12 protein-coding genes and 4 tRNA genes are annotated in these 19,114 nt (G+C 64.7%); 8 read left to right on the top strand and 8 right to left on the bottom strand.

From position 1 onward, the window contains the following. Positions 1 to 23: 23 nt before the first annotated feature. The gene (gene bglX / locus HP547_RS05710) at positions 24 to 2,363 is read right to left on the bottom strand and encodes a beta-glucosidase BglX (protein WP_372242862.1); all 2,340 of its coding nucleotides are present in this window, start codon (positions 2,361 to 2,363) and stop codon (positions 24 to 26) included. A gap of 126 nt (positions 2,364 to 2,489) precedes the next feature. On the opposite strand from bglX, the gene HP547_RS05705 reads away from it, so the two are divergent. Continuing rightward, positions 2,490 to 4,367, top strand: a complete 1,878-nt coding sequence (locus tag HP547_RS05705; protein WP_172285710.1) for an MFS transporter — start codon at positions 2,490 to 2,492, stop codon at positions 4,365 to 4,367. A 9-nt stretch (positions 4,368 to 4,376) separates the two neighbouring features. Here HP547_RS05705 and sugE read toward each other — a convergent pair whose 3' ends face one another. The 3 genes from sugE to rdgC all read right to left on the bottom strand — a co-directional run bounded on the left by sugE (position 4,377) and on the right by rdgC (position 6,986). Continuing rightward, complete coding sequence (gene sugE / locus HP547_RS05700) at positions 4,377 to 4,694, bottom strand: quaternary ammonium compound efflux SMR transporter SugE (RefSeq protein ID WP_172229522.1); 318 nt, start codon at positions 4,692 to 4,694, stop codon at positions 4,377 to 4,379. 219 nt (positions 4,695 to 4,913) lie between these two features. Further along, complete coding sequence (locus HP547_RS05695; RefSeq protein WP_172285709.1) at positions 4,914 to 5,879, bottom strand: bile acid:sodium symporter family protein; 966 nt, start codon at positions 5,877 to 5,879, stop codon at positions 4,914 to 4,916. A gap of 186 nt (positions 5,880 to 6,065) precedes the next feature. Beyond that, entirely contained in the window at positions 6,066 to 6,986 is a 921-nt protein-coding gene (rdgC, locus tag HP547_RS05690) for a recombination-associated protein RdgC (protein ID WP_172229518.1), read from the bottom strand. Between the two features lie 216 nt (positions 6,987 to 7,202). Here rdgC and HP547_RS05685 point away from each other — a divergent pair. The 4 genes from HP547_RS05685 to HP547_RS05670 all read left to right on the top strand — a co-directional run bounded on the left by HP547_RS05685 (position 7,203) and on the right by HP547_RS05670 (position 7,704). Next, positions 7,203 to 7,278, top strand: a tRNA-Val gene (locus HP547_RS05685). A 13-nt stretch (positions 7,279 to 7,291) separates the two neighbouring features. Then, positions 7,292 to 7,368: transfer RNA gene (locus HP547_RS05680), tRNA-Asp, on the top strand. A gap of 170 nt (positions 7,369 to 7,538) precedes the next feature. After that, positions 7,539 to 7,614: transfer RNA gene (locus HP547_RS05675), tRNA-Val, on the top strand. 13 nt (positions 7,615 to 7,627) lie between these two features. Next, positions 7,628 to 7,704 (top strand) — tRNA-Asp (locus tag HP547_RS05670). A 97-nt stretch (positions 7,705 to 7,801) separates the two neighbouring features. Here the strand turns inward: HP547_RS05670 and map are convergent. Beyond that, positions 7,802 to 8,599 carry a type I methionyl aminopeptidase gene (map, locus tag HP547_RS05665; RefSeq protein WP_172229516.1) on the bottom strand — a complete coding sequence of 266 codons (798 nt, stop codon included), beginning with the start codon at positions 8,597 to 8,599 and terminating at the stop codon, positions 7,802 to 7,804. 337 nt (positions 8,600 to 8,936) lie between these two features. Between map and HP547_RS05660 the strand changes: the two genes are divergently transcribed. The 3 genes from HP547_RS05660 (at position 8,937) to nirD (ending at position 16,176) form a co-directional block, all read left to right on the top strand. After that, on the top strand, positions 8,937 to 12,962 hold the full coding sequence (locus HP547_RS05660) for a bifunctional nitrate reductase/sulfite reductase flavoprotein subunit alpha (protein WP_172285708.1): 4,026 nt from the start codon (positions 8,937 to 8,939) through the stop codon (positions 12,960 to 12,962). A 299-nt stretch (positions 12,963 to 13,261) separates the two neighbouring features. Then, complete coding sequence (gene nirB / locus HP547_RS05655; RefSeq protein ID WP_172285707.1) at positions 13,262 to 15,814, top strand: nitrite reductase large subunit NirB; 2,553 nt, start codon at positions 13,262 to 13,264, stop codon at positions 15,812 to 15,814. Beyond that, entirely contained in the window at positions 15,814 to 16,176 is a 363-nt protein-coding gene (gene nirD / locus HP547_RS05650; protein ID WP_172228217.1) for a nitrite reductase small subunit NirD, read from the top strand. Before nirB ends, nirD begins: the two co-directional genes overlap by 1 nt. 107 nt (positions 16,177 to 16,283) lie before the next feature. On the opposite strand, the gene HP547_RS05645 is transcribed toward nirD, so the two are convergent. From HP547_RS05645 to HP547_RS05635, 3 genes are read right to left on the bottom strand one after another with little or no spacing between them, the layout of a single operon-like run. Further along, entirely contained in the window at positions 16,284 to 17,234 is a 951-nt protein-coding gene (locus HP547_RS05645; protein ID WP_172228215.1) for a 2-hydroxyacid dehydrogenase, read from the bottom strand. 40 nt (positions 17,235 to 17,274) lie between these two features. Beyond that, positions 17,275 to 18,033 (bottom strand): SDR family oxidoreductase, encoded by a 759-nt coding sequence (locus tag HP547_RS05640; RefSeq protein WP_172285706.1) that lies wholly within the window; start codon positions 18,031 to 18,033, stop codon positions 17,275 to 17,277. Positions 18,034 to 18,051: 18 nt separating this feature from the next. Next, positions 18,052 to 18,762 (bottom strand): fumarylacetoacetate hydrolase family protein, encoded by a 711-nt coding sequence (locus HP547_RS05635; RefSeq protein WP_172285705.1) that lies wholly within the window; start codon positions 18,760 to 18,762, stop codon positions 18,052 to 18,054. Between the last annotated feature and the right edge of the window lie 352 nt (positions 18,763 to 19,114).

Below are 19,114 nucleotides of genomic sequence, written 5' to 3'. Positions count from 1 at the left end.
TGCAGCCCATCGCCGGGGAGCCCTCAGGGCATCACCTGGAAGCTGGCCTTTTCCAGCGCCTGCGAGTCCAGGCCGACCATCACGTCGAACCCGCCGGGCTCAATGACAGGGCGCAAGTCACGGTCCATGAAGCCGAGCGCAGACTGGGGTATTTCAAGAACCACCTCTCGAGTCTGGCCGGGTTCGAGCAGCAGCTTTTCGAACCCTATCAGCTGTTTCACCGGCCGGCTTACAGAGGCGCTACGGTCACGCACATACAATTGCACGACTGTTTCACCGCTGCGGGTCCCTTCGTTACGAACAGTGGCCGCGACACGCAAATCCTGCCCCGATCGCAATCGGGCGCTCGACAAACGGGGTGGCGAGACACTGAATCGGGTGTAGCTCAAGCCGAAACCGAAGGGGTAAAGCGGCGTATCGTCGATGTCGTAGTAGCGTGATCGATAAGCAGATGGCGTTGCCGGATCGAACGGCCGACCGGTGTTGAGATGGTTGTAGTACATCGGAATCTGGCCCGCGCTGCGCGGGAAGGTCACCGCCAGCTTGCCAGAGGGGTTGTAATCGCCAAACAGCACGTCGGCGATGGCATTGCCACCTTCGGTTCCACTGAACCAGGTCTCGAGCACCGCATCGGCCCATTGGCTTTCCTCGGTGATGGTCAGCGGGCGACCATTCATCAGTACCAGCACCAACGGCTTGCCAGTCGCCTTCAGCGCGCGCAGCAACGCCCGCTGCTGCTCCGGCAGATTCAGGTCGGTCCTGCTGGCGCCCTCATGGGACATACCCCGGGCCTCACCCAGGGCGGCGACGATGACGTCGGCCCGGCGGGCAGCGGCGACGGCCTGTGCAATCAGGGTTTCGGGCGCCGTCGGATCGAAGCTCATCTGGTTGTCGGCCAGCAGTGCAAAGGCAAGCGGGTCGTCACTGATGTTCGCGCCTTTGGCGTACACCAGCCTGGCGTCAGGTGCCTGGGCGTTTTCGATGCCCCGACGCAAGGTGATCGCGTGCCCGGGCTTGCCGCTGGCATGCCAGCTGCCCAGGATGTCCAGCGCATTGTCGGCCAGCGGCCCGACCAGGGCGATGTTCGCGTGCGGGTTCAGTGGCAGTACCTGCTTGTGATTTTTCAGCAGTACCAGCGAGCGCCGCGCCATATCCCTGGCCTCGGCACGGTGAAGGCGTTGCGCTTCGCCGACGGCTGCATGGGGTGCCTGCAGGCGGCGAAAAGGGTCATGGAACAGGCCAAGATCGTACTTGGTGGACAGCACCTGGCGCACCGCGGCATCGAGTTGTTGCTCACTTGCCAGCCCTTGCTTGATCAGGCTCGGCAAGTACCGGGCGAAGTAGCGGTCACTCATGCTCATCTGTGTGCCGGCGGTGAACGCCGCTTCCGCCGCACCCTGGCCGTCCTCGGCAATTCCATGGTCGGTCAGCTCCGCCACCGCACCGTGATCACTGATGACCAGCCCGTTGAACTGCCACTGCCGACGAAGCACGTCCTGCAGCAGCCAGCGGTTGGCAGTTGCCGGCACGCCGTTGAGGCTGGTCAACGCGGTCATTACAGCGCCAGCCCCGGCGTCCACCGCCGCCTTGAAGGGCGGCAGGTGGTCTTCGGCCAGGCGTCGCTCGCTCATGTCCGTGGTGTTGTAGTCGCGGCCACCCTCGACTGCGCCATAGCCGGCGAAATGCTTTACGCAGGCCATCAAGCTGTTGCTGGCCCCCAGTGTCGGCCCCTGCAGTGCGCGGATCACTACCTGGGCGATGCGTGCGGCAAGGTAGGTATCTTCGCCGTAGCCCTCCGACATCCTGCCCCAGCGCGGATCGCGACTGATATCCAGCACGGGGGCGAATGTCATGTCCAGGCCATCGGCGGAACCTTCGATGGCGGCCACCCGGGCAGCGCTGGCGATTGCGTCGAGGTCCCAGCTTGAAGCCTGGCCAAGGTTGATCGGAAAGATCGTGCGCTGCCCGTGCACCATATCGCCAGCAAAGAACAGCGGGATGCGCAGCCGGCTGCGCTGGGTGGCCGCCTGCTGAAGGGCGCGGATCTGCGCAGGGGTTATGCCGGGTTCGGTGAACATCGCCCCCACTTCACCCCGGGCAACCGCATCGAGCTCCGTGCTGGAGGGCGGCGCAGCGCGTGCATGCTGCATGCGTAGTTGGCCGATTTTCTCCTGCACGGTCATTTGCCTGAGCAGCGCATCCAGCAACGCGTCCTTGTCGGCGCTCATGGAGTGCCCGCTGGCGGGGTAGGCGGCGAGCAAGGCCGCAAGCCAGAGGGTTGCCACAGGCCTTTTGCGCAAAACCTTGATCAGACCGATACGCTTGTTCATCCAGGTTTCCGGCAGAACACATAGCCTGGACATTGATGCCTGGGCGCGTAACTCGCTACTGTCATTACTGTCAGTTGACATCTGCGATGTGGCTTTGCAGCGTCATGCGCATTCTAATAAGGCAACGGGCCCTTCTGGCCGAACCCAGGACCAAGGACGATGAGTCACTCCTCGCAATTCACCTTGCTCGGCAAACGGCGCTTCCTGCCGTTCTTCATCACCCAGTCACTGGGTGCCTTCAACGACAACCTGTTCAAGCAGTCTCTGATCCTGGCGATCCTGTTCAAGCTCAGCCTGGGCGACGGTGACCGTTCGATCTGGGTCAACCTGTGCGCCTTGCTCTTCATCCTGCCGTTCTTCCTGTTCTCGGCGCTGGGTGGGCAGTTTGGGGAAAAGTTCGCCAAGGATGCGTTGATCCGCTTCATCAAGCTGGCCGAGATCGTGATCATGTCGGTCGGTGCGCTGGGGTTCATCACCAACCACCTGGCGCTGATGCTGGTGGCGCTGTTCGGCATGGGCACCCACTCGGCGCTGTTCGGCCCGGTGAAGTATTCGATCCTGCCGCAGGCCCTGCGTGAAGAGGAACTGGTCGGTGGCAATGGGCTGGTGGAAACCGGCACCTTCCTGGCCATCCTCGCCGGCACCATCGGCGCCGGGGTGATGATGTCGGCCGATAGCTATGCCACGGTGGTGGCTGGTGGCGTGGTCGGCACGGCAGTGCTCGGCTACCTGGCCAGCCGCTGGATCCCGCGGGCGGCTGCCGCCGCGCCGGAAATGGCCCTGGACTGGAATATCTTCAAACAGTCGTGGGCGATCCTGCGCATGGGTCTGGGCCAGCCGCCAGCGGTGTCGCGCTCGATTGTCGGCAACTCGTGGTTCTGGTTCGTCGGCGCCATCTACCTCACGCAGATCCCGGCCTACGCCAAGGACTGGCTGCACGGTGACGGTACGGTCGTGACCCTGGTGCTGACACTGTTTTCGGTGGGCATCGCGCTGGGCTCGCTGCTGTGCGAACGGCTTAGTGGGCGCAAGGTGGAAATCGGCCTGGTACCGTTCGGCTCGTTCGGCCTGACCCTGTTCGGCCTGCTGTGGTGGTGGCATTCCGGCGATGTGCCGGCGGCAGCGACGCCGCATGACTGGCTGGCGCTGCTGGGCATGCGCGAGGCCTGGTGGATTCTGCTTTCCATCGTTGGCCTTGGTGTGTTCGGCGGTTTCTATATCGTGCCGCTTTACGCGCTGATCCAGGCGCGCACTGCCGAAGACCAGCGCGCGCGGGTGATCGCCGCCAACAATATCCTCAATGCCCTGTTCATGGTGGTGTCGGCGCTGCTCACCATCGTGCTGCTGGGCGTGGCCGAGCTGAGTATTCCGCAGCTGTTCCTGGTGGTGTCGCTGCTCAATATCGCGGTTAACGCCTATATCTTCAGGATCGTGCCCGAGTTCACCATGCGCTTCCTGATCTGGCTGCTCAGCCATTCGATGTACCGCGTGCAGCACCGTGACCTCGAGCGCATCCCCGACCAGGGCGCAGCGTTGCTGGTGTGCAACCATGTGTCGTTCGTCGATGCACTGCTGCTGGGCGGGGCAATCCGCCGGCCGATCCGCTTCGTGATGTACTACAAGATCTACAACCTGCCGGTGCTCAACTTCGTCTTTCGCACCGCAGGCGCCATTCCGATTGCCGGGCGCAACGAAGACCCGACCATCTACGAGCGGGCGTTTGCGCGTATTGCCGAGTACCTGGCCGATGGCGAACTGGTGTGCATCTTCCCCGAGGGCAAGCTGACCGGTGATGGCGAGATCGACGTGTTCAAGGGCGGCGTCAACCGCATCCTCGAAGAAACCCCGGTGCCGGTGATTCCGCTGGCGTTGCAGGGTTTGTGGGGCAGCTTCTTCAGCCGCGACCCGGCCAAGGGCTTTTTCAAGCGGCTGTGGTCGCGGGTGACCATCGTGGCCGGCGCCGCGATCCCGGTGGAGGCGGCGCAGCCCGACGTGTTGCGCGAGCAGGTCAGCCGTTTGCGAGGTGACCTGCGCTAGGGGAGGGGGTCAGCTGGCGCTGACTTTCAGGCCTACCAGGCCGATGATGATCAGCGCCACGCTGGCCAGCCGTATCAGGGCCATCGACTCGCCAAACAGGATGATGCCGGCGACTACCGTGCCAACCGCGCCAACGCCGGTCCAGATGGCATAGGCAGTGCCCAGCGGCAGCTCTTTCATGGCCAGGCCCAGCAGGCCCAGGCTGACAGCCATGGCGGCGACGGTGAGTACGGTGGGCAGTGGCTTGCTGAAACCGTCGGTGTATTTCAGGCCGACGGCCCAGCCGACCTCGAACAGGCCGGCGAAGAACAGGATGATCCAGGACATGGTGCGTCTCCATCGTTGCAAATGATGGGGCCGTCCCCGGAATGGTCACGCGGTGCGTCGCGAGGTCGTCCTCACAGTGAGCACCATGGTGCACACCTGCGGGTCTCAGGGCAAGCCTGTACGGGCCTCTTCGCGGGTGAACCCGCTCCCACAAGGCCTGATGGCTGTGCGGCCCTGTGGGAGCGGGTTCACCCGCGAAGAGGCCCGCATAGGCATACATCAATGCTTGGCCGGTTCGATCCCTTCAGCCTCGGTCTCAGGCTCATCCATCCGCCGAAACCAGGTCGAAAGCAGCGCCCCGGAAATATTGTGCCAGACGCTGAACAAAGCACTGGGCACGGCCGCCAGCGGCGAGAAGTGCGCCGCAGCCAATGCTGCGCCCAGCCCGGAGTTCTGCATGCCCACCTCCAGCGCCAGCGATTTGCGCTGGGCCAGAGGCAGCTTGCACACCTTGCCGGTCAGGTACCCGAGCAGATAACCGAAGCTGTTGTGCAGCATCACCACCGCCATGATCAGCAGCCCCGACTCGGCTATCTTCGCCTGGCTGGCTGCTACCACCGCGCACACGATCATCACGATGCTCACCACCGATACCAGCGGCAGCACCTGTACCGCTGCCTGCACCCGGGCACCGAGCAAACGCTGGGCCAGCACGCCGAGCACGATGGGCAGCATCACCAGCTGCAGGATCGACCAGAACATGTCCATGAAGGACACCGGCAACCAGGCCGAGGCCAGGAACCAGATCAGCGCCGGGGTCAGCAGCGGGGCGAGCAGGGTGGTGACTGCAGCGATCGCCACGGCCAGCGCCAGGTCGCCCTTGGACAGCCACACCATCACATTCGACGCCGTGCCGCTTGGGCAGCAGCCGACCAGGATCACGCCTACGGCGATTTCCGCCGGCAGGTGGAACAGCTGGCACAGCAGCCAGGCCATGCCCGGCATGATCACGAAGTGTGCGACCACACCCAGCATTACCCGCCAGGGCTGGCGGGCGAGGGCGGCGAAGTCGTCGAGCTTGAGGGTGAGGCCCATGCCGAACATCACCAGCCCCAGCAGCGGCACGATGGCCACCTTGAGGGCGATGAACCATTGCGGTTGCAGGAAGGCCAGCACGGCGAACACCAGCACCCACAGGGCGAAGGTGTTGCCGACGAAGCGGCTGAGGGCGGCGAGGGCGCGCATGGGGGGCAATTCCTTTTCTATTTATTGCTTTGTGAAATTCCACGGCCCTGTCGCCGACAAGCCAGCTCCCACAGGTAGGCGACAGATTCTGAAAACTGTGGCGTACCTGTGGGCGCTGGCTTGCCGGCGATAGGGCCGGTGCAGACAAAAATGGCTTTCAGGCCTGCACTGGCATTTCAAGACACATCAGACCCCTTGCGGAATCTCTTCACCACCCAGTGCCTCGAACAGCACCGGCAGGAACTCGGCAAAGGTCATCATCATCAGCTGGAAGCTGGCATCGAACTGCTGGGCCGCCTCGTCACCGCCGTCCTGCTCGGCCTGCTCTTGCAGCAGCTCCTCGAACTTCAGGCGCTTGATCACCATCTTGTCGTCCAGGACGAACGACAGCTTGTCCTGCCAGGCCAGGGCCAACTGGGTCACCACCTTGCCGGTGCTCAGGTGCAGCTGGATTTCCTCGCTGGTCAGATCCTGGCGCTTGCAGCGCACGATGCCGCCGTCTTCGGCGGTGTCGCGCAGCTCGCATTCGTCCAGCACATAGAAGCCTTCGGCGGCCTGCTGCGACTTGACCCAGTCGGTCATGGTGGCAGCCGGTGCAATTTTCACTGTCGCCGGGCGCACCGGCAGCGAGCCCATCACTTCACGCAGTGTCGACAGCAGGTCTTCGGCACGCTTGGCGCTGGCCGAGTTGACCAGGATCACGCCCAGGCGCGGGGCAATTGCGGCGAAGATCATCGAGCGGCGGATGAACGCGCGCGGCAGGAACGCCTGGATGATCTCGTCCTTGATCTGGTCACGCTCCTTTTTATAGACCTTGCGCATTTGCTCGGTCTCGATCTCTTCGACCTTTTCCTTGACCGCGTCGTTGACCACGCTGCTCGGCAGGATGCGTTCTTCCTTGCGCGCGGCGATCAGCAGGTACTCGCCGCTGACATGCACCAGGGGAGCGTCTTCGCCTTTGCCGAACGGCGCGACGAAACCATAGGTGGTCAGCTCCTGGCTGGCGCAGGGGCGGGCCGGCTTGCTGGCCAGGGCGGCTTCCAGCGCTTCAGCCTCGAACGGGACATCCTGGGTCAGGCGGTAGGTCAGCAGGTTCTTGAACCACATGAGGGGCAATCTCTCCTTAATGCATAAGGCGGGCATTATTCTCCGAGCGCTGCTCTGAGACCAGCCCTGTCACAGGGCCAGCAGTGGCTTATCGGTAAAACAACTGCACCGCAGCGCTAGGTCTTTGAAAGGCCTGAGGTTTTTTTTGAAAAAAGTTTAAAAAGTGCTTGCCAGGGTACAGGTGCGTCCGTAGAATGCGCGCCACACCGAGACGAAGGGTGATTAGCTCAGCCGGGAGAGCATCTGCCTTACAAGCAGAGGGTCGGCGGTTCGATCCCGTCATCACCCACCACTCGATGTATAGCGCAGCGGTAGTTCAGTCGGTTAGAATACCGGCCTGTCACGCCGGGGGTCGCGGGTTCGAGTCCCGTCCGCTGCGCCATATTCCACTTCCAGGGCCCACTGAACACCCGGAAGTAACAAAGAAAGCGACCCTAGGGTCGCTTTTTTTGTGGGCGAATTTTGGCATTTGTACGATATTTGAAAAAACTTCGATAAGTGCTTGCCAGAGCGGAAAGTCGCCCGTAGAATGCGCGCCACACCGAGAGACATGGGTGATTAGCTCAGCCGGGAGAGCATCTGCCTTACAAGCAGAGGGTCGGCGGTTCGATCCCGTCATCACCCACCACTCGATGTATAGCGCAGCGGTAGTTCAGTCGGTTAGAATACCGGCCTGTCACGCCGGGGGTCGCGGGTTCGAGTCCCGTCCGCTGCGCCATATTCCACTTCCAGGGCCCACTGAACACCCGGAAGTAACAAAGAAAGCGACCTTAGGGTCGCTTTTTTTGTTACTGAACGCATGGAATGCAGCACCGTCAGCGACGGCGCTCTTCTTCCCGCAAGGTCAGCACCTCAAAACCATCCTCGGTCACCGCCACGGTATGCTCCCACTGCGCCGACAAGCTGTTGTCGCGGGTAATCACCGTCCAGCCATCCTTCAACGTCCGTGTCCCGCGGCTGCCCTGGTTGATCATCGGCTCGATGGTGAACACCATGCCCGGCGTGAGCTTCATGCCCATCCCGCGCTGGCCGATGTGCAGCACCTCCGGCCCTTCGTGCATCTGCTGGCCAATGCCATGCCCGCAGTATTCGCGCACCACGCTGTAGCCCGCTGCTTCGGCATGGCGCTGCACGGCATGGCCGATATCACCGAGCGTCGCCCCCGGGCGCACCTGTTCGATGCCTTTCCACAACGCGTCGTAGGTGGTGTCGACCAGCCGCTGCGCTTCATCGCTGATGTGCCCGATACAGTACATCTTCGATGAGTCGGCGATGTAGCCACCCTGTTCCAGGGTGATGTCGACGTTGATGATCGAGCCGTCCTTCAGCACTTCATCCGCCTTGGGGATGCCATGACAGACGACGTGGTCCACCGAGGTATTGAGCGAGTAGGGGAACCCGTACTGGCCCTTGCTCGCCGGGCGTGCCTTGAGCGTGTCGACGATGAACGCTTCAGCGCGGTCATTGATTTGCATCGTCGTAACACCAGGGCGGATGAAACCGTCGAGTTCGGCGAACACCTGGGCCAGCAGCTGGCCGGCACGGCGCATCAGGTCGAGTTGGGCAGGGGTCTTGAGAATCACTTTGGACATGGGGGGAGGGCAGGCGCTCATGCTGGAAATTGACCCAGCATAGCGCCAGGGAGTGCGAGGCTGCCACCGCTTGGTGCATTGCCTGGGCCGGCCCTTTCGCGGGTGAACTCGCTCCCACAGGCACATCACCGCCCTCAGGCCTTGCGTCAACCCTGTGGGAGCGGCGGTGCGGCGATCCGATTCACCCGCGAAAGGGCCGGCACAGCTGGCCCGTAATTTGCTGATCAACCTGCATCCAGGGCTATCAACGTCGACTGCCCACAACATTTCACGACAAAGGCGCCGTGTTGTCCCCGCTTGCCAGGCAAGGCGGGGGCAACCGGCGCCTTTTTTGCACGCCCGGAACAGGAGCCCGCCCATGGCCAATAGCGAAGTACGCAGCGTCTGCCCCTATTGCGGCGTCGGTTGCGGCATCGTCATGAGCGTTGCCGACGGCAAGGTCGGCAAGATCAGCGGCGACAAACTGCACCCCAGCAATTTCGGCCGCCTGTGCACCAAAGGCCTTACCGCGCATGTGCCGCTGAGCGCCGCCGGGCGCATGGCGGACGCCTATGTGCGCCAGCAACGCAGCCAGCAGCCGATACGCACCGGCATGGACCAGGCTATCGCCGCCACCGCTGCACGCCTGCGCGGCATCATCGACCAGCACGGCGCCGATGCAGTGGCGCTGTACGTGTCCGGGCAGATGTCGCTGGAGGCCCAGTACCTGGCCAACAAACTGGCCAAGGGATTTATCCGCACCCGCCATATCGAGTCCAACTCGCGCCTGTGCATGGCCAGTGCGGGCAGCGGCTACAAACTGTCGCTCGGTGCCGACGGCCCGCCCGGCAGCTATCAGGACTTCGAGCACGCCGATGTGTTCCTGGTGATCGGTGCCAACATGGCCGACTGCCACCCGATCCTGTTCCTGCGCCTGCTCGATCGGGTCAAGGCCGGGGCGAAGCTGATCGTGGTCGACCCACGGCGCAGTGCCACCGCCGACAAGGCCGACCTGTTCCTGCAGGTGCGCCCCGGCAGCGACATGGCCTTGCTCAACGGCCTGCTGTACCTGCTGCAGCGCAATGGCCATACCGACCCCGACTTCATCGCCCGCCACACCGAGGGCTGGGACCAACTGCCGGCCTTTCTCGACGACTACACCCCCGAGCGCGTGGCCGCCATCACCGGGCTGACCGAGGCCGACATCATCCAGGCCGCCGAATGGATCGGTGGCGCCAACAACTGGATGAGCTGCTGGACCATGGGCCTGAACCAGAGCGTTCACGGCACCTGGCACAGCAACGCTATCTGCAACCTGCACCTGGCCACGGGCGCGATCTGCCGCCCCGGCAGCGGGCCGTTCTCGCTGACCGGCCAGCCCAATGCCATGGGCGGCCGCGAGATGGGCTACATGGGCCCAGGCCTGCCAGGCCAGCGCTCGGCGCTGGTGGCCGCCGACCGCGCCTTCGTCGAACAGCAATGGCAGTTGGCACCCGGCAGCCTGCGCAGCGAGGGCGGCGAGGGCACGGTGGCGCTGTTCGAACAGCTGAAAACGGCTGAAGTGAAAGCCTGCTGGATCATCTGCAGCAACCCGGTGGCCAGCGTCGCCAACCGTCAGCAGGTCATCGACGGCCTGCGCCAGGCCGAGCTGGTCATTACCCAGGATGCCTTCCTCGACACCGAAACCAACCGTTACGCCGACATCCTGCTGCCGGCCGCGCTGTGGGCAGAAGGCGAGGGCGTGATGATCAACAGCGAGCGCAACCTGACCCTGATGCCACGCGCCGTCGAGCCGCCCGGGCAGAGCCTGCCGGACTGGCAGATCATCGCCCGCGTCGCCTGCGCCATGGGCTATGCCGAGGCCTTCGACTACCCCGATGCCGAAGCGGTTTACGAGGAAATCCGCCGTTTCCACAATCCCGCAACCGGCTACGACCTGCGCGGTATCGGCTATGCCGACCTCCGCCAACAGCCGCGTCAGTGGCCCAGCGCCCCCGGGCGTGAAGCTGAGCGCAGCCCGCTGCGCTATATCAACGACGGCAGCAGCCAGGCGATGCTGCACGACGCCGAGGGCCAACGGCCGGCGCTGGCCTTTCCGACCGCCAGCGGCAAGGCCCGCTTCTTCGCCCGGCCATGGCTGCCGGCGCCGGAGCTGCCGGATGCCGACTACCCCATGGTGCTGAATACCGGCCGCGTGCAGCACCAGTGGCACACCCTGACCAAGACCGGCAAGGTGCCGGCGCTGAACAAGCTGGAGCCCGGGGCTTTCGTCGAAATTCACCCTGACGACGCCGCTCGCCTGGGCATCGCCGACAAGGACCAGCTGGCCATTCGCTCGCGGCGTGGCCAAGCCGTGCTGCCGGCGCGCATCAGTGATCGGGTGATGCCGGGTAACTGTTTTGCGCCGTTCCACTGGAACGACCTGATCGGCGAGCAACTGGCGATCAATGCCGTCACCTGCGATGCGGTCGACCCGCTGTCGTTGCAGCCCGCCCTCAAACACTGCGCCGTGGCCCTTGAGCGGGTCGCCGGTGAGCGTATCGAAGCCCTTGACCTGAACACTGCCATTCCGGAGCCAGCCCGCATGCCGACCGCCACCCTGTCCCGCCTGCTTGGCCTGGACCAACTGCCGGCCCCGGTGCTGGCCGAGGAAGAGCGCCATTACCTGCAAGGCTTTTTGCTGGGCCTGGATCAGTCGCGCGCCGAAGGCGTGCCCAGCCTGCCGGCCACTGCGCCGCTGGCTGCCAACCGCCGGTTGTTCGTCGACGGCCTGCTCGCCGGGCTGTTTGCCCAGCCAGCGGCCCTGCCCGTTGCGCTGCAGGCGGCGCCGAAGCATCAGGTGCTGTGGGCCTCGCAGACCGGCAATGGCGAGCTGCTGGCCGAACGCTGTGCCGAGCGCCTGCGCGCAGCCGGCCTGGACGTGCAGCTCAGCTGCATGGAGGCGGTCAGCCCGAGCCAGCTGCAGGGGGTGCCCAGTGTGGTGTTGATCGCCAGCACCTTTGGCGATGGCGAGGCGCCCGACAGCGCGGCGGCTTTCTGGCAGGCCTTGCAGGGCGAGGAAGGCGCCCACTGCGCCGAGTTGCCCTATGCCGTGCTGGCCCTGGGCGACTCCAGCTACGACCAGTTCTGCGGCTTTGGCCGCAAGCTCGACCAGCGCCTGGCCGAGCTGGGTGGGCGGCGCCTGTTGCAACGGGTGGACTGCGAGCCGGACTTCGACGACACCTTCGCCGACTGGCTCGAGGCCCTGCTGCCCACGCTGGGGCGTGCAAGCACAGCGCAAGCGCTCAGTGAACCGGCCACTGTGGCCACCTACAGCAAGCAGCAGCCGTGGGTCGCCAGCGTGCTGGAAAACCGCCTGCTCAATGGCCCAGGCGCCAGCAAGGAAACCCGCCAGCTGGTCTTCGACCTCAGTGGCAGCGGCTTCAGCTATGCGGCCGGTGATGCCTTGGGGGTGTGGCCGCGTAACTGCCCGGCCCTGGTCGACGAACTGCTGGCGCTGATGCAGCTTGACGGCCAGGTCTTGGTCGAGCTCAACGGTAAGCCTGCCATGCCTCTGGCCGAAGCGCTGCAAACGCATCTGGAAATCGCCAAGGTCACTGCGCAGCAACTGCAGGCCTTTGCCGTCAATGCGCCCGATCTGCAGCGCCTGCTGCAGCCCGCGTGCAAAAGCGAATTGCAGGCCTGGCTGTGGGGCCGGCAACTGGTCGATGTACTGCGCGCTTTCCCCCAGCAGCTGCCGCTGGCCAGCTGGCTGGCGCTGCTCAAGCCGTTGCAGCCACGCCTTTACTCGATCAGCTCCAGCCCGCTGGCGCACCCGGGCCAGGTACACCTGACCGTGTCGACGGTTCGTTATGGCGAGCGCAAAGGGGTGTGCTCGAGCTTTCTCGCCGACCGTGCGCAGGCGTTGCGGGTGGCGATCTTCCCCCAGGTGTCGAAGCACTTCCGTCTGCCTGAGGACGATAGCCTGCCAGTGATCATGGTCGGCCCTGGCACTGGCATCGCGCCATTTCGCGCCTTTCTCGAAGAGCGTCAGGCCCGTGGGGCAAACGGCGGCAACTGGCTGTTCTTCGGCGAGCAGTACGCGGCTACCGATTTCTATTACCAGGACCAGCTGCAAGCCTGGCAGGCAGCCGGCCACCTGCGCCTGGACACGGCGTTCTCGCGGGACCAGGCGCAGAAGGTCTATGTGCAGCAGCGCATGCTGGAGCAGGGCGCCGAGTTGTGGCGCTGGCTGCAGGCGGGGGCGTACTTCTATGTGTGTGGTGATGCCCAGCGCATGGCCAAGGATGTGGATGCGGCATTGCGTGCCGTGGTGGCCGAGCATGGCGGGATGGATGCGGCGCAGGCGGCTGCCTATGTCGAAGGTTTGAGCAAGGCCAGGCGTTATCGGCGGGATGTGTACTGAGTGCACCGGGATGGGGTGATGTGCACTGTGAATGTGCATGCCTGTGCCGGCCTCTTTGCGGGTGAGCCCGCTCCCACAGGTACTGTGCAAGCCTGAGAGCCTGTGGAGCCCCCGTGGGAGGGGGGCACCCGCGAAGAGGCCGGCACAGGCAAGGCAATTGGCACAGTCCCTGCTTTATCTCCACTACAACAAGCCCCGCTGATCAACGGCGATCAACCCGGGGCACACCGTGATGAATACAGGCAAAGGCGCCTGGAGCTTCGGCTCCAGGCGCTTTTTTTTTGATCGAGGATCGGCTTATGAAGGCAACAGCGAGCAGCGCGCAACAACAGCGACTGGTCATCGTCGGCAACGGCATGGTCGGCCACCATTGCGTCGAGCAACTGGTCAGCCGTGGCGCCCTGCAGCGCTTCGAGGTGCGGGTGTTTGGTGAAGAACGCCAGCGCGCCTACGACCGCGTGCACCTGTCCGAGTACTTTGCTGGCAGCTGTGCCGAAACCCTGGCCCTGTGCGAGCACGATTTCTACAACACTAACGGCGTTCACCTGCACCTGGGCGAAGCCGTGCTGGAAATCGACCGCGAGCGTTGCGAGGTGATCACCAGCGAGGGCCGTTACGGCTACGACCACCTGGTGCTGGCCACTGGTTCATACCCCTTCGTACCGCCGATCGAAGGCTCCAGCGGCCATGCCCGCCTGGTCTACCGCAGCCTTGACGACCTTGATGCCATTCGCGCTGCTGCCGCCGATGCCCGCCGTGGCGTGGTGGTCGGTGGTGGCCTGCTTGGCCTGGAGGCCGCCAACGCCCTGAAGTCGCTGGGCCTGGAAGCCCATGTGGTGGAGTTCGCGCCCCGGCTGATGCCGGTGCAACTGGACGGCGAAGGCGGTGCCGCGCTCAAGGCGCAGATCGAAGCGCTGGGCGTGAGTGTGCACCTGTCACGCGCCACCCAGTCGATCAGTGCCGGTGAGGCCTACCGCTATCGCATGAACTTCGATGGCGGCGAGCACCTGGAAACCGACCTGATCGTGTTCTCCGCCGGCATTCGCCCGCAAGATGCCCTGGGCCGTGCCTGCGGCCTGGACATCGCCGCGCGGGGCGGCGTGGTAATCGACGACCACTGCCGCAGCAGCGACCCGCGCATCTTCGCCATTGGCGAGTGCGCCTCGTGGAACGGCAGCGTGTTCGGCCTGGTCGCCCCGGGCTACAGCATGGCGCGCAACCTGGCAGCGTTGCTGATGGATGAGGCGGCGGTGGCATTCAGCGGTGCCGATATGTCGACCAAGCTCAAGCTGCTGGGCGTGGATGTCGGCTCGATCGGCGACGCCCACGGCGCCACGCCGGGCGCACGCAGCTACCGCTTCATCGACGAAGCCAACAGCGCCTATCGGCGGCTGGTGGTGGATGCCAGCGGCAAGCGGGTACTGGGTGCGGTGCTGGTCGGCGACAACAGTTACTACGACACCCTGCTGCAGTACGCCCAGAACGCTATCGCCCTGCCGGCCGACCCGGCAGCGTTGATCCTGCCGCAAGGCGGTGGCGTGCCGGCCTTGGGCGCCGATGCGTTGCCCGACAGCGCGACCATCTGCTCCTGCCACAACGTCAGCAAGGCCGCGGTGTGCGCCGCCATCGACAGCGGTTGCAGCGACCTCGCTGCGGTCAAGGGCTGCACCAAGGCCGCGACCGGCTGCGGGGGCTGCGCGGCCCTGCTCAAGCAAGTCTTCGAACACGAGCTGACTGCCCGTGGCGTGGCGGTGGACAAGCGCCTGTGCGAGCACTTCGCCTACACCCGTCAGGAGCTGTATGGCCTGGTGCGGGTGGAGGGCATCCGTACCTTCAACCAGCTGCTCGAACGCCATGGCAAAGGCCACACTGGCTGTGACATCTGCAAGCCGGCAGCGGGCAACATCCTCGCCTCGTGCTGGAACCAGCCGATCATGGACCCGGCGCTGGTGCCGCTGCAGGACACCAACGACACCTTCATGGCCAACATGCAGAAGAACGGCACCTACTCGGTGGTGCCGCGTATTCCGGGAGGTGAAATCACCCCCGACAAGCTCATCGTCATCGGCCAGGTGGCGAAAAAGTACGACCTGTACACCAAGATCACCGGCGGCCAGCGCATCGACCTGTTCGGCGCCCAGTTGCACGAGCTGCCGCTGATCTGGGGCGAGCTGATCGAGGCCGGTTTCGAGACCGGCCACGCCTATGGCAAGTCGACCCGCACGGTGAAGTCGTGCGTGGGCAGCACCTGGTGCCGCTACGGCGTGCAGGACAGCGTCGCCATGGCCCTGCGCCTGGAAGACCGCTATAAGGGCCTGCGCAGCCCGCACAAGCTCAAGTTCGCGGTATCTGGCTGCACCCGCGAATGTGCCGAGGCGCAGAGCAAGGACATCGGCGTGATCGCCACCGACAAGGGCTGGAACCTCTACGTGTGTGGCAATGGCGGCATGCGCCCGCGGCATGCCGAACTGTTCGCTACCGACCTCGACGACGAGACCCTGGTGCGGTTGATCGACCGCGTGCTGATGTTCTACATCCGCACCGCCGACAAGCTGCAGCGCACGTCGGTGTGGCGCGAGAACCTGGAGGGCGGGCTGGACTACCTGAAGCAGGTGGTCCTCGACGACAGCCTGGGCCTGGCCCACGAGCTGGAGGCGCAGATGCAGCATGTGGTCGAGCAGTATGAATGCGAATGGGCCAACGCCCTCAACGACCCGGAAAAGCTCAAGCGCTTCCGCACCTTCGTCAACGACCATCGCGCCGACCCGGACGTACATTTCGTGCGCGAACGTGAACAACGCCGACCGGCGGCGCCGTTGCACCTGATCCCTACTGTCGAGGAGGCTGTCTGATGAATCTGTCCAATGCTGCTGTGAAAACCCGCGAAAACTGGCAGGCGGTATGCCGGGCGCAAGACCTGGTGGCCGATTCTGGCGTGGTGGTGTGGCTCGACGGTGCCCAGGTCGCGCTGTTCTATCTTCCTGGGCAAGCCCAAACCCTGTACGCGGTGGACAACCGCGACCCACGCTCCGGCGCCAACATCATCGGCCGCGGGCTGGTCGGTAGCGTGCAAGGGGAACTGGTTGTGGCCGCGCCGTTGTACAAGCAGCGCTTCAGCTTGCAGAGCGGGGCATGCCTGGATGATGGGGGCCAGCGGTTGCGGGTGTGGCCGGTGCGGTTGAAGGGTGAGTGGGTGGAATTGGCGGTAGCCTGATCATGGTGCATTGCCCGTGCCGGCCCTTTCGCGGGTAAACCCGCTCCTGACAGATCGCGTCCCGTTGCAGGAGCAGGTTTACCCGCGAAGAGGCCGGGACAGGTGGCCTAGATCACCAGCCCTTGAGGTTTATGCCCGGCAAACACATCCACCAGGCTGGCCACCACCATCTCGCCCATGCGCGTGCGGGTCTGCACCGTGGCACTGGCGCGATGCGGCTGCAGCACCACATCCTCACGCTCGAACAACGCCTCGGGCGCTCGCGGTTCATCGGCAAACACATCCAGCCCCGCCCCCGCGATCTCGCCGGCCTGCAACGCAGCGGTCAAGGCGGGCTCATCCACCAGCTTGCCGCGCGCGATGTTGATCAGGTAACCCTCGCTGCCCAAGGCCCGCAGCACGTCGCGATTGATCAGCGCCTCACCCTTGTCGGCCGCCGCTGCAAGGATCAGCGCATCGCTGTCCTTGGCCAGCTGCAGCAGGTCGGCCTCGAAGCCGTAAGGCACATCCAGCGCCTGCAGGTCGGTGTAGCGAATCGGGCAACCGAACGCGGCCGCCCGCTGCGCCACCGCGCGGCCGACCCGGCCCATGCCGACGATGCCCACGCGCATGCCCGACACTTGACGGGCCAGCGGCAACGGCGCCAGCGGCGTGGGACTGGTGGCCCAATGGCCGGCGCGCACGAAACGGTCACCGGTGCAGATACCCCGGCACAAACCGATCAGCATGCCGATGGCGAGATCGGCGACGTCTTCGGTTAGGGCACCGATGGTCGCTGTCACCTGGATGCCGCGGTCGCGGGCGTAGGCCAGGTCGATCGCGTCGGTGCCGACACCGTTGACCGCAATCACTTCCAGATTGGGCAGGCGCGCCATCAGCGCCTGGCTGATACCAGTGTGGCCGCCGGTGATCACGCCGCGAATATTGTCGGCATGCTGGCTGACATAGGCCTCCTTGTCGGCCTGTTCGTAGTAGCGGTGTACGGTGAACAACTGTTCAAGGCGCTCACGGATTTGCGGGATGAGGATCGGGCTAAGTTGCAGGACTTCTGGTTTCATCGGTCACTCCATCAGGAACAGGGCTCATCGAAAACAAGGTTCAGCCACGGCCAACGAATGGCATGTTGCTGGCCATCACGGTCATGTTCAGTACGTTGGCGTCCAGCGGCAGCGCGGCGATGTAGCGCACCGCGTCGGCCACATGGCGCACGTCGAGCATCGGCTCGGCGGCGATCTCGCCATTGGCCTGGCGCACACCACGGGTCATGCGTTCGGACAGCTCGGTCAGGGCGTTGCCGATGTCCACCTGGCTACAGACGATGTTGTAAGGCCGGCCATCCAGCGCCAGTGCCTTGGTCAGGCCCAGCACCGCATGCTTGCTGGCGGTGTAGGGCGCGGTGAACGGGCGCGGGGTATGCGCCGAGATCGAGCCGTTGTTGATGATCCGCCCGCCTTGCGGCTGCTGGCGGCGCATCAGGCCGAAGGCCGCACGGGCACAGAGGAACACCCCGTCGACGTTGGTGGCGATGACGTTGCGCCAGTTTTCCAGCGGTAGCTCGTCGACCGGTACGGCGGGGGCGTTGATGCCGGCATTGTTGAAGATCACGTCCAGGCGGCCATGTACCTCCTCGATGGTGGCGAACAGCTGCGCGACGCTCTGTTCATCGCGCACGTCAGTGGGTACAGCCATGGCTTCACCGCCCGCTGCCTGCGCGTGTTCGACGACTGCTTGCAGCGGTTCGCGGCGGCGCCCGGCGAGGACCAGGCTGAAGCCGTCTTCCAGCAAGGCGAGGGCGACCGCGAGGCCGATGCCGCTGCCGGCGCCGGTGACCAAAGCGATTTTCTTGTTCTGCTTCATTTCGTCACTCCAGGGGAATCAGGCAGCGTTGGCGGCTTGCCCGACAGGGCGGGGGCCGACGCGCAGGTGCAGTTCGCCGATACCGTCGATGCCGGCATGGATCGTGTCGCCCGGGTTCAGCGGCGCCACGCCGGGCGGGCTGCCGGTCATGATCAGGTCGCCCGGGCGTAGCGGCAGCTGGCGGGACAGCCGGCTGATGACTTCGGCCAACGCCCAGGTCTGCTGACTGAGGTGCGCGCGCTGGCGCTCCTGGCCATTGACCTGCAGCCACAGCGCCGCATTCAGCGGCCAGGCGCATTCGCTGGCGGGGACGATGGCGGTCATGGGTGCCGATGCCTCGAACACTTTGGCCGCTTCCCATGGCAGGCCCTCGGCCTTGGCCTTGCGCTGGTGATCGCGACGGGTCATGTCCAGGCCGGCGGCAAAGCCGAACACGTGTTCCAGGGCATGTTCCGGGGCAATGTCGGCACCGCCCTTGGCGATGGCCGCGACCAGCTCGATTTCGTGGCAGAACTCGTCGGTCTGCGGCGGGAAGGGCAGCTCTCCCGCTGCCTCGACCACATTGCTTGCCGGTTTCATGAAGAACACCGGCTCCTGTGGCGCCGGGCCGTAGGTTTCCGGCCATGGGTAGTTGCGGCCCAGGCAGAACACCCGGCCGACCGGAAAGCGCGCATCGCTGCCGCGGATCGGCAGGCTGACGATGGCCGGCGGGTTGAACAGGTAAGTCATGGGTGGATCCTCCGTTCTGGAGTGGCCAGCGTATGTCACAGGCTGGCCGGCAAAGTTGGACGAAAGCGGGGTTGGGTTGGACTATCCAAGTAACCTGTGCTGGCCTCTTCGCGGCTAAGGTGCTCCTGCAGGGGGACGGTGTGCCCTCGGGGTTGACGCTACCCCTGCAGGAGCGGCTTTAGCCGCGAAGAAGCCAGTACAGCCACAACACCTCAGGCTCAGTCAGCCGTCTTCAGCTCAATGCGATACAGCTTCCCAAGCAGCAGCGAATACGAAAGCGTCCCCATCAACGCCACCCCGCCAATGAACCAGAACGCCATGGCGAACGAACCGCTGGCATGCACGATCGCGC

Source organism: Pseudomonas sp. CM27 (assembly GCF_013179515.1).
Classification (GTDB): Bacteria; Pseudomonadota; Gammaproteobacteria; order Pseudomonadales; family Pseudomonadaceae; genus Aquipseudomonas.
The sequence above is the reverse complement of the archived record's forward strand: the minus strand, read 5'-3'. Positions and strand labels throughout refer to the sequence as shown.

Bases quoted from the DNA above. Each gene is read 5' to 3' on its own strand.
- bglX (WP_372242862.1), bottom strand. From the start codon at position 2,363: ATGTCCAGGCTATGTGTTCTGCCGGAAACCTGGATGAACAAGCGTATC.
- HP547_RS05705 (WP_172285710.1), top strand. From the start codon at position 2,490: ATGAGTCACTCCTCGCAATTCACCTTGCTCGGCAAACGGCGCTTCCTG.
- sugE (WP_172229522.1), bottom strand. From the start codon at position 4,694: ATGTCCTGGATCATCCTGTTCTTCGCCGGCCTGTTCGAGGTCGGCTGG.
- HP547_RS05695 (WP_172285709.1), bottom strand. From the start codon at position 5,879: ATGCGCGCCCTCGCCGCCCTCAGCCGCTTCGTCGGCAACACCTTCGCC.
- rdgC (WP_172229518.1), bottom strand. From the start codon at position 6,986: ATGTGGTTCAAGAACCTGCTGACCTACCGCCTGACCCAGGATGTCCCG.
- map (WP_172229516.1), bottom strand. From the start codon at position 8,599: ATGAGCGCCTGCCCTCCCCCCATGTCCAAAGTGATTCTCAAGACCCCT.
- HP547_RS05660 (WP_172285708.1), top strand. From the start codon at position 8,937: ATGGCCAATAGCGAAGTACGCAGCGTCTGCCCCTATTGCGGCGTCGGT.
- nirB (WP_172285707.1), top strand. From the start codon at position 13,262: ATGAAGGCAACAGCGAGCAGCGCGCAACAACAGCGACTGGTCATCGTC.
- nirD (WP_172228217.1), top strand. From the start codon at position 15,814: ATGAATCTGTCCAATGCTGCTGTGAAAACCCGCGAAAACTGGCAGGCG.
- HP547_RS05645 (WP_172228215.1), bottom strand. From the start codon at position 17,234: ATGAAACCAGAAGTCCTGCAACTTAGCCCGATCCTCATCCCGCAAATC.
- HP547_RS05640 (WP_172285706.1), bottom strand. From the start codon at position 18,033: ATGAAGCAGAACAAGAAAATCGCTTTGGTCACCGGCGCCGGCAGCGGC.
- HP547_RS05635 (WP_172285705.1), bottom strand. From the start codon at position 18,762: ATGACTTACCTGTTCAACCCGCCGGCCATCGTCAGCCTGCCGATCCGC.